We start from the raw sequence: 12,788 nt of genomic DNA, 5'->3' as shown, positions 1-12,788 counted from the left end.
GTGAAAATAATCAATTCTGAAGAAAAAGATCAGAATAGGCTAAGCTGATCTAGAATGATGTTTTGAATTTGAAATTTAAAGGTTGTAGAGGTATATACTGCACAGGAGAAACCGCCTTCCCCGAACTTAAATTCTGAAAACCAAAAAAGTAATTGGCTTCTAAAGAGGTGTTTTTATTTACTTCGTAATCTATCCCAAGACCTGTGGTAAAATCATAGTCTCTCTTACCGTCAATACTTGAATAGATGATCTCCTGACCGCCCGCCATTATTGAAAAGTCTGAATTCCCTAATTGATATTTTAAATTATATCTCATAATATCTGTCTTACTAGTCGGGTTCTCATACCTTACCTGATGAGGCTGCAATTTCAAACCCGGCAATATTTTACCAAGTTCAAAAGTATCAGCTTCCAGGTTGCTATCATTGTAATATTTCACCTGCACCTGCTGTCCTTCAAAATTGATTTTAGCACGATTTTCTTCAGGTGTTAAAGGAGATTCTTCCCTTTCCTGAGCCACCAGACTGTAAGAACATATAGCAAGGATCAATAAGATATTGAAAGATTTCAGCATAATTGTATATGTTTTAATAGTCGCAAGCGTAATACCAATAATAACGAAATTGATTCAGGTTTATTCTAAAAAAAAAGCGAAGATTTAATCTTCGCTTTAAAATTTAAAGTTTTCAATGTATTAGAATTTGTAGCCGACTCCTATCATCAATGAATTTAATCCTTCTTTAAGGTCATTGGACATATGAAATTCATGATCTTTAAATCTATTCGTGACCTCGAGATAATATTTAGCTTCCAGGAAAAAATGTTCGTTAATATCATATCCAAGTCCGAAACCCAGATCAATACCAAAATCCTGATTGTGTCTAACGCGTTCTTCATCAAAAATTATAGATGCCTGTGGCCCACCCTGAAGATAGAAACCGGAATCAGCTATACTATATTTCAACATGAGGGGAACATACAGCATATTAGAATCATGAGAATTTGAATAATTTACACCGGGCACAAGACTTAATGATTCATTGAGGCTAATATCCAGAAAGGCACCAACATAGTATCCGGATTCACTGAGATTATAGTTATAAACTTCATCTTTTACGGAATAGATTGAATTTAAATAACCAGCTGTAACTCCAAATGAAGTTTCCTGGGCGAAAGATGACAATGAAAGGATTGCAAAACCTGCAATCAAAATGATTTTTTTAAACATTAGATAATAATTTAAATAGGTTAGATGTAAGGTATAGCAAGGAAAACGAAGCTTACTATGAATTATTATTAGCTAACGTTTATAATTAAAAAAACGGAAGAAAATCTCTTCCGTTTCAAGGCTTTACTAATAGAAAAATTTTAGAATTTAAAACCAACTCCAATCATTAATGAATTGAGACCCTGATCCAGATCATCATAGAGATCAAAAGGATCTTCGCCATGCCTGTTGGTTACTTCGTGGTAATATTTTGCTTCGACGAAGAAATTATCATTGAAATCGTACCCGAGACCAACTCCAAGGTCAAGTCCGAATTTATCATATATTCTACTGGATTCCTGTAATAAAACGGTAGCCTGAGGTCCACCCTGTACATATATTCCGGAATCGCCAATATCATATTGTAGCGTCAAAGGAACATACAAAAGGTTAACTTCAGAAACACGGGCATACTGAACTGCCGGAACCAGACTGAAAGATTCATTTAAAGTAATATCTAATAGCGCTCCAACATAAAAGCCAGAGGAGCTATCTGTATAATCAATTTCAGTACCGTTAAGAGTCGATATTGAGTTTAGATAACCAGCTGTAGCTCCGAAAGAAGTTTCCTGGGCGAAAGATCACAAGGAAAGGATTGCAAAACCTGCAATCAACATGATTTTTTTAAACATTAGATAATAATTTAAATAGGTTAGATGTAAGGTATAGCAAGGAAAACGAAGCTCATTCTGAAATATTATCCACTAACGTTTATAAATAAAAAAACCGAAGAGAATCTCTTCGGTTTCAAGACTTTAGAAAATAAAAATCTAGAATTTATAGCCTACTCCAACGGTTAGAGTATTTAAATTCAGCTTGAAATCATCACCTGTCTCTCTGATCCTATCTGTGAATCGGTTGGTGAGTTCAAGTGCGTACTTAGCTTCAACGAAAAAATTCTCATTAATCTCATAACCTACGCCAAAACTTGCATCCACACCTATTGTGTTTGTGTATTCACCTGGATCATCTTCAAGGTTCAATGTCGCTTGTGGCCCGGCCTGAAGGAAGACTCCGGAGCTCGCGATATGGTATTGCGCCATTACGGGAATAAATAATAGATTGGTCTCTTCCACTCTACCATAATTTACTCCGGGAACAAGATGCCATGATTCGTTAAGTTCGAAGTCGGCTAGAACTCCAACATAAAAACCAGATCCGTCATCAGAGAAACTTACAGTCTCTTCACTTACTTTGAACTCGGCATTTAAATACCCCGCGGTAAGACCAAAAGTTGATTCCTGCGCAAAGGAACATAATGATAGCATGGTGAATGCCATCGCACACATAATTGTTTTTAACATTATTTGATTGAATTTGTAGTTAGACCGCCAAAACTAATAATATTATATACTTGTAGAAATTTTCCTTCAAAATTTTTAACATAAAAAAAAGCGGACAACGTCCGCTTTTTAATACTGATTTGTCAATAGACTAGAACTGGTATCCAATACCTGCCTGCCAAACTGAATTGTGAGCATCAGATCCATCAAATACTTCGGTAAAACCGTAAGTATATCTACCCTGGATAAAGAATCCGCTATTAAGCTTGTATTCCAAACCTGCAGCTGCTCCAATTTCGAAATCCTTTACCTGATCTTCAAGCTCGATATCGCCACCGTTCTCTGTTGGAGAGTAATCGATTTCTTCATTCACATTGAAGTTAAAAGAAGGACCAGCCTGAACACTCAATCCATCAGTTACGTATACTTTAGCAAGTACCGGTACCTGGATATAATCTAATTGGTATTCAATGTTGTCATCAATATCGAAAATGTTGTCTTAATCGATTGAAGCAAAATCGTATCCCTGAGCAGAGTATAATACCTCTGGCTGTATGGATAGTCTGTTTGCTACAGGAATTTCAGCAAGAACACCAACATTAAAAGCTGTTCTATGACTTGGATCTTTAAAGTAATCTCCAGTTACAGTAGAAAAGTTTACACCACCCTTCACACCAAAACTCCAACTTTCCTGTGCGAACGAATTAGATACAAATCCCATCAACGCAACGGCTACTAATAAAACTGTTTTTTTCATCATTATTAATTTTTATTTCCGCCAAAAGTAGGATACAACCTGTTAACAAAAAGTTATGCAAGCATAAAGTATTATTAAGACTGATGTCCTGCAATTACTATCTTTAACACATGAAATGGGAGCATGCCTTAAAGGATTATACCAACTACCTTAAGCTTGAACGTGGATTATCAGATAATTCCATTTCCAACTACCAATTGGACGTACGAAAACTTCAGAAGTTTCTTACTGTTAATGAAATTGAAGTAAGTCCCGATCAAATTTCCGAAGAGATCATTCAAAAGTTCATTTATGATGTTTCTTCAAGCCTAAATGCGCGATCTCAATCTAGATTAATTTCCGGTTTGCGAAGCTTTTTTGATTACCTGGTGTTTGAAAATTACCGGGAACAAAATCCTATGGAACTTATTGAATCTCCAAAGACTGGACGAAAACTTCCGGATATTATATCTACGGAAGAAATTGACAGAATTATACGAGTGATAGATCTTGGTAAAGCTGAAGGCGAAAGAAATCGAGCCATTATCGAAACCTTATACGGTTGTGGATTGCGTGTTTCTGAACTTACCGAACTCAAACTGTCTGATCTTTTCTTCGACGAAGGCTTTATTAAAATAACCGGTAAAGGGAATAAACAGCGTTTTGTTCCTATTTCAGAATACACCATTAAATACATCACTCTTTATAAAGATGAAGTTCGTCCACATCAGGCAATTAAAGACGAATACAGCGATACACTTTTCCTGAATCGTAGAGGAAGACAATTAACGCGGGCTATGATCTTCACGATCGTAAGAAAACTCACCAAGGAAGCCGGTATTAGTAAAAAAGTGAGTCCGCATACCTTTCGCCATTCCTTTGCAACCCATCTACTGGAAAATGGAGCAGATCTAAGAGCCATTCAGCAAATGTTAGGACATGAGAGCATCACAACTACTGAAGTCTATGTACATGTAGACAGATCGCATTTGAGAGAAGTCATGGAAAGCTTCCATCCACGCCGATAGATATTAAAGTTCTGCTAAACCAATTTCAAGACTTTTCGCTCCCTCCATAAATCCTTAACTTCATAAAAAATTGAATTATGAAGACTTTAAAATTTAAGAATGGAGACCATATGGATGCCATAGGTCTTGGAACATGGAAATCTGAAAAAGGTGAAGTAGCGAACGCCGTAAAAATCGCCCTGAACAATGGGTATAAACATATTGATTGCGCCGCCACTTACGGTAATGAAGCTGAAGTTGGTGAAGCATTTGCTGAAGTTTTTGGCAAGGGCGATATAAAACGTGAAGATGTATGGGTTACTTCTAAATTATGGAACAACGCCCATAAAAAAGAAGATGTCATACCAGCCCTAAAACAGACTTTAAAAGATTTACAGCTGGAATATCTTGATCTTTATCTCATTCACTGGCCGGTTGCTTTTAAACCTGATGTATCATTTCCTGAAAGAGCGGAAGATTTCTTATCTCTGAAGGAAGTACCACTTATAGAGACCTGGAAAGAAATGATTAAAGCAAAAGAGCAAGGCCTGGTAAAGCATATTGGAGTTTCGAATTTTAGTATTGAAAAACTGGAGGAACTTATGAACGATACCGATCACGCACCTGAAATGAATCAGGTTGAACTTCATCCTTATTTGCAACAGGATAAGCTATTGGAATTCTGTAGTAAAAATGGGATTAATGTGACAGGTTATTCTCCGCTAGGTAGTGGTGATCGTAGCGACGAAATGAAAGCTGACGACGAACCTTCTTTGCTTGAAAATCCTGTGATCAATAAAATTGCTAAGAAACATGGAGCTTCAGCTGGACAGATCTTGATCAAATGGAGCGAGCAACGAGGAACTGCTGTGATACCAAAGTCCACTAACGAAGGTAGGATCAAGGAAAATTTACAAAGTGCCAGTTACCAACTGGATGAAGATGATCTCAAAGAGATTGCAGATCTTGATGATCACTTTAGATATGTTACGGGGAAATTCTTCGAGATGGAGGGAAACTCGTATGAGAATATCTATAATGATTAAGAGTACAGAACTCAAAAAAAAAGGCCGTTCGAAAGAACGGCCTTTTTTTTTGATGCTTCCAACGTTTATTTTGCAACGTTGACTGCTCTAGTTTCCCTGATTACGGTGATCTTCACCTGTCCTGGATACGTCATATCTGTCTGGATCTTCTGGGAGATCTCGAATGATAGGTTCGCAGCTTTATCATCAGACACTTTCTCGCTTTCAACGATCACTCGAAGTTCACGTCCAGCCTGTATCGCGTAAGCTTTCTTCACTCCGCCAAAACCAAAGGCTATCTCCTCAAGGTCCTTTAAACGCTGGATGTAAGAATCAAGCACCTGCCTTCTTGCTCCAGGTCTTGCACCACTAATGGCATCACAAACCTGAACGATTGGTGATAATAATGAATTCATTTCGATCTCATCGTGGTGAGCTCCAATAGCATTACATACTTCCGGCTTTTCACCATGCTTCTCTGCCCATTGCATACCAAGGATCGCGTGAGGCACTTCAGTCTCCGTTTCCGGAACTTTACCAATATCATGCAGTAATCCTGCTCTCTTAGCTAATTTTGGATTTAAACCAAGCTCTGAAGCCATTACACCACAAAGTTTGGCAACTTCCCTAGAGTGTTGCAGTAGGTTCTGTCCATAAGAAGAACGATACTTCATTCTCCCTACCATTTTGATCAATTCTGGCTGCAAACCATGAATACCAAGATCGATCACAGTTCTTTTACCTATATCAATGATCTCTTCTTCGATCTGTTTGCGTGTTTTCTTAACTACTTCTTCAATACGTGCCGGGTGAATTCTACCATCGGTCACTAATTTGTGAAGTGATAATCTTGCAACTTCTCTACGAACAGAATCAAAACAGCTTAAGATGATAGCCTCTGGTGTATCATCAACGATGATCTCAACTCCTGTTGCTGCTTCCAAAGCTCGAATATTACGACCTTCACGACCAATAATTCGTCCTTTAACATCATCACTTTCAAGGTTGAATACTGAAACGCAATTATCAATAGCTTCTTCAGTTCCAATTCGCTGGATAGTATTTATAATAATTTTCTTCGCTTCCTGCTGTGCAGTTAGTTTAGCTTCTTCAACCGTATCCTGAATTAAAGACATGGCATCTGCCTTGGCAGTATCCTTCAGTGATTCTATAAGTTGTGCTTTAGCATCTTCCGCAGAAAGTCCGGAGATAACCTCCAGTTGCTGCACTTTACTATTATGAAGTTTATCGATCTCTTCCTGGCGCTTATCTAAATAATCTACACGATGATTATAATCTGCAAGTTTACCTTCAAGATCTTTGTTTAGCTTTTTATTCTTGCTTAGCTCATTAGAAACATGAGACTCTTTATCCTTGATCCTTTTCTCTGCATCGCCAATCTTCTTATCTCTGGATAAGATCACTTTTTCATGCTCAGACTTTAATTCAATAAACTTTTCTTTCGCCTGAAGAATTTTATCTTTTTTAATGCTCTCCCCTTCTGCTTTGGCTTCCTTCACGATGGAATTTGCCTCTTTCTTAGCACTGGCGATAGTATTAGAAGCCTGTTTCTTTTCAAGCATTTTTGCAATCGCAAAGCCTAACGCGAGGCCTACAACTGCTGCAACAATTATTATCAGTATTTCCATTTATATTGAATTAGATGTAAAAAAAAAGCCTGTATTAGCTGTGTTTTGGATTAAACTCCTTAAAATCAAGTTTAGGGCTAACAAGCTGATCAAGAATCCGCTCTCCCGGTAAAGGGACACGGCACGCTTTTACAACATAGACTTACCCTCTTTAAAGAATTCGTGTTGAGTTTATCAAAAAAGCACTAATACAGGCAGTAACCTTTATTATATTTTATGAACTTATGAGCTTAAATGTTCCTGTAACAGATCGTTAAGTTCCTTCAACTTATCTTCTGCTTCAATCATTTCACTCGACTTATCTATATTCTTCTGCTCTGTTTGAGCCGCAAATTGTAAAGCACACATGGCTAATACATCCTGCTTATCACGCACAGCATAGTTTTGCTCAAACTGTTTGATCATCGCTTCGATCTTTTTCGCTGCCTTACGTAAACCTTCCTCCTGGCTGGGCTGAATGGTTAACGGATACACGCGGTCTGCGATCGATATTTTAATTTTCAGTTTATCTTCCATCGTAAATTATTCAGATAACTGAACGATGCACTGATCGATTTCCCGAATCAGGCTATTTATTTTGAGCTTCGTTTCTGTCTTATGTTCGGTACTGCCAAGCATCGCGTTCGCAGCTTTTAGAGTTTGAATCTGATCCCTGGAAAGTTGTAAATCTCCCTCCAGCTTCTCATACTCAGATCTTACAGAAATTAATTCCTCTTGTAAAGATTCATTGGACTGCCTCACAGATTCATATCTATGAAGGAGCTTACTGATCTTATTCTCCAGGTTATCAACTATTTCTGTCATATCACTCATAATCGCTAAAACCGATGTGAACCCTTACAAAGTTAACATACGCTTTGAAATATCCCAATACTTTTTCAGGTGATTTAAAATAATAATGAACAATGTTAGTAATTCTCTGTAGGCAAGCCATTTAATATTGATAGAACTTTAATTAACTTTACAGCTGCTTTGAAAATGAAAAAGTCCCCAGATCTATGAAGAAAGCCTTATTATTCCTGTTATCCTTTATCTGTATTCAGGTTCACTCCCAACAAGAATTACCTCAGGATTATTTTGAAAATCCGCTTAATGTACCCATCGTTCTGGCTGGAACATTTGGTGAATTAAGGTCTAATCATTTCCATAGCGGACTCGATATTAAAACCCAGCAGCGTGAAGGTCTTGAGGTGAATGCTTCTGCGGAAGGATATATTAGCCGAATCAATATTCAGCATTATGGCTACGGAAAAGCTCTTTACATCCAGCATCCAAATGGTTATACTACAGTGTACGGACATCTTCAGAAGTTATCACCAAAGCTGAAGGATTATCTGCGGAAGCAGCAATATGCTAAGGAATCTTACGAAATAGAACTTTTCCCAGAACCTGGTGAACTCAAAGTTGAAAAAGGAGAGTTGATAGCCTATAGTGGAAATACCGGTGGTAGCGGAGGCCCGCATCTGCATTTCGAAATTAGGGATGGAAGCCAGCGCCCCATGAATGCACAATTATTTGGTCTGGATGTTGCCGACTCAAAACCGCCTGTGATTCAGGGAATTTTTGCCTATCCTCTTGGTGAAGATGCACATGTAAATAATTCTCAAAACCGACAAAAATTAAAATTGATCCCTCAAAATGACGGAACATTTGCTGTTCCAGAAGTTGAAGCTTGTGGTGAAATAGGCTTTGGTATTACCACTGTAGATCAACAAGATGGCGCTTACAATCAGAATGGTGTTTTTAAAATAGAATCAAATCTGAATGGAGAAGAAGTTTTCGAAATAAACTTTGAAAAGTTTTCTTTTGCTGAAACCAGGCATCTTAATCAATTGATCGATTACGAATATTACGCCACCAATAGAAGTAGAATACAACGCCTTTATAAAACCCCAAGTAATCCTTTAAGTATCTATGGAAATATGCAGAACGAGGGATTGCTTAATATTAAAGATAGTCTCGATTATCAATATACTATAAGAGTAACAGATCTTAAAGGCAATGAAAAGCTTATCCGCATTCCAATTAAAGGACAGATTAGTGATAAGATCGTTAAAAGAGAAAAATTGGAAACGGAATACCTGGCTTCCAGTGAAAATGGACTATCTGCTAAAGGAGGAAAAATGGATGTATATATTCCTGGTGGTAGTTTATATAATGATACCTTTCTTGACATCAACTTCAGTGATGATGTAGTAACGGTACATCGCGATGAAATCCCTTTGCATAAAAATTTCACCATAGGTTTTGATGTAAGTGAACTTTCCGAAGAAGATAAAGCGAAAACCTTTATTACACGTGTATCAGATAATGGCAGGTTGAACTACTCGACAACTTATAAAAAAGGAAATCGCTTTACGACAGGAACCAGAACATTTGGTAATTATCGATTAGCTCAGGATACGAATGCCCCGAGCGTTAGACCAGTTAATTTTTACGATGGTCAATGGATCTCAGGCAATGAAAATTTGAAGGTAAAGATATCAGATGATCTTTCTGGAATTCAGGATTTCAGAGCAACGGTAAATGGGAAGTTCATTTTAATGGAATATGAGTACAAAAATAATACACTCACACATTACTTTTCAGATGATATAGTAACCGAAACTGAAAATGATCTAAAGATTATCGTAAATGATAACGTGGGTAACACAACGACTTATACCGCAAAGTTCTTCAGAAAATAAACCAGGCATATAAAACAGAAAAAGCCCGAATCTATGATCCGGGCTTTTTATATTATTATACTGTAGTTTAGCTTTCTATAAAATCTTTTAAAGTAGATACTACAAAATCAATTTCTTTTTTAGTATTGTATCGGGAAAATGAAAAACGCAAGGATGGTTTTTTCAAATCCTCTTCAGAACAAAATGCATTTAGCACGTGACTACCCGTGTCACTACCGCTCTGGCAGGCACTCCCTTTAGAACAGGCAATACCTTTAAGGTCCAGTTGAAATAATAGCATTAGAGCCTTCTCCTGGGTTACAGGCAGACAAACGTTCAATAAAGTATATGTACTTTGAGTATGATCTTCACAGGCACCATTAAAACTTACACCAGGAATCTCCTGCTTCAGCTTATCTATAAAATGTTGTTTTAGACCTTTTACATAAGCCTGTTCTTTCTCCAGATCCTGATAGGCAAGTTTTAAAGCCTCTTCCAGACCCACAATATTGTGCACACCTTCAGTTCCTGCACGGTGACCTCGCTCCTGCTCCCCACCAAAAATTAACGGTTTCAAACCAGAGTTGCGACGCACATAAGCAAAGCCAACACCTTTTGGTCCATGAAATTTATGAGCACTTACCGCGGTAAAGTCGACAGGGATTTCTTCGAAATCAAGCTCAAAATGACCCACAGATTGTACGGTATCTGAATGAAAAAGTGCGTTATATGATTTTACGAGTTGCGCGGTTTTTTTGAGATCCAGCATATTACCAATCTCATTATTCACGTGCATCAGGCTTACCAATGTCTTGGAATCTGAAGATTTTAATCGTTCTTCAAGATCTTTGAGATCCACATGACCTTTGGAATCCAGGGAAACATATTCTACCTCGATATCAAAACAGTCCTGTAGTTGATTAACAGTATAAAGTACCGCATGATGTTCGATTTTGGAAGTAATGATCCTTCGAACACCCAGATCCCTTACGGCAGAATTTAAAGCAAGATTATCTGCTTCAGTCCCTCCGGAAGTAAATACGATCTCAGATGCTTTTACATTAAGGATCTTAGCAACAGATTTTCTGGCCTGCTCGATCAGGGTTTTGGAAGATCTTCCGAAGCTATGCGTGGAAGATGGATTTCCATAGTTTTCTTTTAAAACGCTGGTCATTTTATCGACCACTTCATCCCGAATCTGGGTGGTAGCTGCAGAATCAAAATAGACATTTTTCATGGCCGCAAAATTAATGGAAATAAAATAACTTCCTACATCTCTTCCTCATATCTTTGATTCCTGTATTTTTGTTTAAAAAGCAATAGAATGAAACGTTTTTTGATCGCGATTGCGCTGCTAGGCCTGCTTACTTCCTGTGATGATGGAGATATCATTGTAACCGACTTTGATTTTGAGGACAGTACACTTCAGTTTTGTGATGGCCCGAATAAGTTTGTGATCTACGCTACCAATAATGATGATGTAAACGAATCCATCTCTCTGGAATTCACCAATAGCAATATTACTACCGATGATTCTGGAAAGTTTATTACCAACACTTCTGAAAACATTACCTTCTCTTTAAATACATCAAACAAGGTTGTTTATCGTATATATAATGGACAGATTGATGGTAGTGACTATTTCTGCCAGGTAGTTCCTCCAAGTGAACCGGTGCCAACAACAGAGTATGAGAGTGGCTCTGATGGAACTGTTACTATAGCTACCAGATTTACAGACGAAACCGGAGATGCAGATCCAGATGACGATGATCTCTCTAATTTACAGGAAGGTTGGGATCCAGATGGATTAAATCATCAGGATACTGACGGTGATAGTATACCAGATTACCTGGACGTAGATGATGATGGTGATAACGTACTTACTGAAAGAGAACGTGCTATCAACGAAGATTCCATATTGGATGATAATGGAGAGGTTGATACGGACAAAGATGGTATCCCTAACTATCTGGATGATGATGATGATGAAGATGGTGTGGAAACAAGACTGGAAGTAAGCGAGGAAGACGGACTTACTAATCCTGAATTATTTAGCAGCACCGGGGATGGTCTAGAAAATTATCTAAATGATCAGCAAACTGAATTCATCCAGCATAATGAATATATTCCACACAATATCACAAGGAATTACGGTTATCAAGTGACGCTACGTAATTTCAACCTTGAAAGACAAGATGATGGATCTGGGGAAACCATTGGCTTTAGTTCCTACCAGTTAGGTTCGCTGAATGAGAATGGCGTTCCTTTTTTACAATGTCCTGAAGATGTCCCAAATTGTAACGAAGAAGAAGAAGAAACAGAAGAAACTGATGAAGAAACTTCTAATTAAGCATTCTGAAAGACATATACTTCTGTAGCACCGAGGCCATATTTCTGATAATCTGCATCGTAAAATTTTACGTTCGAGTATCTTCCTAAAAGATACTCCAGTTCCATCTTAAGAACACCTTCGCCCTTGCCGTGTATGAATACGATCTTAGGTATACGCTTTTGAATGGCAAATTCGAGTTTGTGACGGGCATGATCCAGCTGTAAATTCAGCATTTCATGGTTAGACATATGTCGGCTGGATCTTACCAGTTGATGAATGTGTAAATCTACTTCCATAGGAGGTGCACTACGTTCCTTTGGTTTGATTCGTTCAGATCTTCTTGGCTTATCAGGTGTTTTTTGTTTGATCACCTGCTCCATATCGAAATCTGACACCTCTTCAATGGCGAGTGAATCCTCGATCTTTACAAGTTCCTGCGCTTCAAAGTTCATTAAGAATCCGTCTTCAGTCTTTATAGTAATACTATTATTCTGAACATCCTGAACTACACCAGCAAGGGCATCATCGATCACCTCTACTCTATCTCCTTTTTTCAGCATCATTTATCACTTTCATTTTGCCCTTCGTGATCATCTTTAGTCGCAACCCAGAAGTTAGTCGCACGGTAAAGCCCAAGCATAATAATGACAAGTCCTACAATTTTGAAGTATGGACTTACATCATCAACAGAGATTGCATAAAGAAGCAGCGCACCACCAAGAAATATCAGTATTGTATTTAGAACCTGAGAATTATTCATTTTCAAACAATTAAATCATATTACAGAATTCGACGAATTCGATTTATGATTACATTTATTGCA

Annotated in this window: 14 protein-coding genes, 1 other RNA gene and 1 pseudogene; 4 read left to right on the top strand and 12 right to left on the bottom strand. The window is 37.8% G+C overall.

Features of this window, described 5'->3' with window-relative positions; all coding sequences use genetic code 11:
• Nucleotides 1-49: 49 nt before the first annotated feature.
• The 5 genes and pseudogenes from JM79_RS07500 to JM79_RS07480 form a co-directional block, all read right to left on the bottom strand.
• On the bottom strand, nucleotides 50-574 hold the full coding sequence (locus tag JM79_RS07500) for a hypothetical protein (protein WP_141877552.1): 525 nt from the start codon (nucleotides 572-574) through the stop codon (nucleotides 50-52).
• Between the two features lie 120 nt (nucleotides 575-694).
• Nucleotides 695-1,228, bottom strand: coding sequence for a porin family protein (locus tag JM79_RS07495; protein WP_141877551.1), 534 nt, complete (start codon nucleotides 1,226-1,228; stop codon nucleotides 695-697).
• Nucleotides 1,229-1,368: 140 nt separating this feature from the next.
• The gene (locus tag JM79_RS16310) at nucleotides 1,369-1,653 is read right to left on the bottom strand and encodes an outer membrane beta-barrel protein (RefSeq protein ID WP_347707206.1); all 285 of its coding nucleotides are present in this window, start codon (nucleotides 1,651-1,653) and stop codon (nucleotides 1,369-1,371) included.
• Between the two features lie 384 nt (nucleotides 1,654-2,037).
• Nucleotides 2,038-2,571, bottom strand: coding sequence for a porin family protein (locus JM79_RS07485; protein WP_141877549.1), 534 nt, complete (start codon nucleotides 2,569-2,571; stop codon nucleotides 2,038-2,040).
• A 130-nt stretch (nucleotides 2,572-2,701) separates the two neighbouring features.
• Nucleotides 2,702-3,271, bottom strand: a pseudogene (locus JM79_RS07480) (porin family protein).
• Nucleotides 3,272-3,417: 146 nt separating this feature from the next.
• On the opposite strand from JM79_RS07480, the gene xerD reads away from it, so the two are divergent.
• Nucleotides 3,418-4,314, top strand: coding sequence for a site-specific tyrosine recombinase XerD (gene xerD / locus JM79_RS07475; RefSeq protein ID WP_141877548.1), 897 nt, complete (start codon nucleotides 3,418-3,420; stop codon nucleotides 4,312-4,314).
• Between the two features lie 77 nt (nucleotides 4,315-4,391).
• Complete coding sequence (locus tag JM79_RS07470; protein ID WP_141877547.1) at nucleotides 4,392-5,339, top strand: aldo/keto reductase; 948 nt, start codon at nucleotides 4,392-4,394, stop codon at nucleotides 5,337-5,339.
• A 65-nt stretch (nucleotides 5,340-5,404) separates the two neighbouring features.
• On the opposite strand, the gene rny is transcribed toward JM79_RS07470, so the two are convergent.
• The 4 genes from rny to JM79_RS07450 form a co-directional block, all read right to left on the bottom strand.
• Entirely contained in the window at nucleotides 5,405-6,967 is a 1,563-nt protein-coding gene (gene rny, locus JM79_RS07465) for a ribonuclease Y (RefSeq protein ID WP_141877546.1), read from the bottom strand.
• 52 nt (nucleotides 6,968-7,019) lie between these two features.
• Nucleotides 7,020-7,138: non-coding RNA, 6S RNA (ssrS, locus tag JM79_RS07460), on the bottom strand.
• Between the two features lie 51 nt (nucleotides 7,139-7,189).
• The gene (locus JM79_RS07455) at nucleotides 7,190-7,483 is read right to left on the bottom strand and encodes a cell division protein ZapA (protein ID WP_141877545.1); all 294 of its coding nucleotides are present in this window, start codon (nucleotides 7,481-7,483) and stop codon (nucleotides 7,190-7,192) included.
• Between the two features lie 6 nt (nucleotides 7,484-7,489).
• A complete protein-coding gene (locus JM79_RS07450) occupies nucleotides 7,490-7,780 on the bottom strand; it encodes a hypothetical protein (RefSeq protein WP_141877544.1) in 291 nt (96 codons plus the stop codon).
• A 185-nt stretch (nucleotides 7,781-7,965) separates the two neighbouring features.
• Here JM79_RS07450 and JM79_RS07445 point away from each other — a divergent pair, with 185 nt between their 5' ends.
• Complete coding sequence (locus tag JM79_RS07445; RefSeq protein WP_141877543.1) at nucleotides 7,966-9,654, top strand: M23 family metallopeptidase; 1,689 nt, start codon at nucleotides 7,966-7,968, stop codon at nucleotides 9,652-9,654.
• Between the two features lie 67 nt (nucleotides 9,655-9,721).
• Here JM79_RS07445 and JM79_RS07440 read toward each other — a convergent pair whose 3' ends face one another.
• Nucleotides 9,722-10,870 (bottom strand): cysteine desulfurase family protein, encoded by a 1,149-nt coding sequence (locus tag JM79_RS07440; protein WP_141877542.1) that lies wholly within the window; start codon nucleotides 10,868-10,870, stop codon nucleotides 9,722-9,724.
• An 87-nt stretch (nucleotides 10,871-10,957) separates the two neighbouring features.
• Here JM79_RS07440 and JM79_RS07435 point away from each other — a divergent pair, with 87 nt between their 5' ends.
• Nucleotides 10,958-11,983 carry a hypothetical protein gene (locus JM79_RS07435; RefSeq protein ID WP_141877541.1) on the top strand — a complete coding sequence of 342 codons (1,026 nt, stop codon included), beginning with the start codon at nucleotides 10,958-10,960 and terminating at the stop codon, nucleotides 11,981-11,983.
• Here the strand turns inward: JM79_RS07435 and JM79_RS07430 are convergent.
• Complete coding sequence (locus tag JM79_RS07430) at nucleotides 11,980-12,528, bottom strand: Smr/MutS family protein (RefSeq protein ID WP_141877540.1); 549 nt, start codon at nucleotides 12,526-12,528, stop codon at nucleotides 11,980-11,982. The two genes, JM79_RS07435 and JM79_RS07430, sit on opposite strands and share 4 nt — an antisense overlap.
• Complete coding sequence (locus JM79_RS07425; RefSeq protein ID WP_141877539.1) at nucleotides 12,525-12,725, bottom strand: hypothetical protein; 201 nt, start codon at nucleotides 12,723-12,725, stop codon at nucleotides 12,525-12,527. Before JM79_RS07425 ends, JM79_RS07430 begins: the two co-directional genes overlap by 4 nt.
• Between the last annotated feature and the right edge of the window lie 63 nt (nucleotides 12,726-12,788).

Origin of the sequence: Gramella sp. Hel_I_59 (assembly GCF_006714895.1) — a bacterium.
Lineage (GTDB): Bacteria > Bacteroidota > Bacteroidia > Flavobacteriales > Flavobacteriaceae > Christiangramia.
Note: the sequence above shows the minus strand (reverse complement) of the source record. Positions and strands in the feature narration are given on the sequence as shown.

Bases quoted from the DNA above. Each gene is read 5' to 3' on its own strand.
- JM79_RS07495 (WP_141877551.1), bottom strand. From the start codon at position 1,228: ATGTTTAAAAAAATCATTTTGATTGCAGGTTTTGCAATCCTTTCATTG.
- JM79_RS07435 (WP_141877541.1), top strand. From the start codon at position 10,958: ATGAAACGTTTTTTGATCGCGATTGCGCTGCTAGGCCTGCTTACTTCC.
- JM79_RS07440 (WP_141877542.1), bottom strand. From the start codon at position 10,870: ATGAAAAATGTCTATTTTGATTCTGCAGCTACCACCCAGATTCGGGAT.
- JM79_RS07450 (WP_141877544.1), bottom strand. From the start codon at position 7,780: ATGAGTGATATGACAGAAATAGTTGATAACCTGGAGAATAAGATCAGT.
- JM79_RS07485 (WP_141877549.1), bottom strand. From the start codon at position 2,571: ATGTTAAAAACAATTATGTGTGCGATGGCATTCACCATGCTATCATTA.
- xerD (WP_141877548.1), top strand. From the start codon at position 3,418: ATGAAATGGGAGCATGCCTTAAAGGATTATACCAACTACCTTAAGCTT.
- rny (WP_141877546.1), bottom strand. From the start codon at position 6,967: ATGGAAATACTGATAATAATTGTTGCAGCAGTTGTAGGCCTCGCGTTA.
- JM79_RS07500 (WP_141877552.1), bottom strand. From the start codon at position 574: ATGCTGAAATCTTTCAATATCTTATTGATCCTTGCTATATGTTCTTAC.
- JM79_RS07470 (WP_141877547.1), top strand. From the start codon at position 4,392: ATGAAGACTTTAAAATTTAAGAATGGAGACCATATGGATGCCATAGGT.
- JM79_RS07455 (WP_141877545.1), bottom strand. From the start codon at position 7,483: ATGGAAGATAAACTGAAAATTAAAATATCGATCGCAGACCGCGTGTAT.
- JM79_RS07445 (WP_141877543.1), top strand. From the start codon at position 7,966: ATGAAGAAAGCCTTATTATTCCTGTTATCCTTTATCTGTATTCAGGTT.
- JM79_RS07425 (WP_141877539.1), bottom strand. From the start codon at position 12,725: ATGAATAATTCTCAGGTTCTAAATACAATACTGATATTTCTTGGTGGT.
- JM79_RS07430 (WP_141877540.1), bottom strand. From the start codon at position 12,528: ATGATGCTGAAAAAAGGAGATAGAGTAGAGGTGATCGATGATGCCCTT.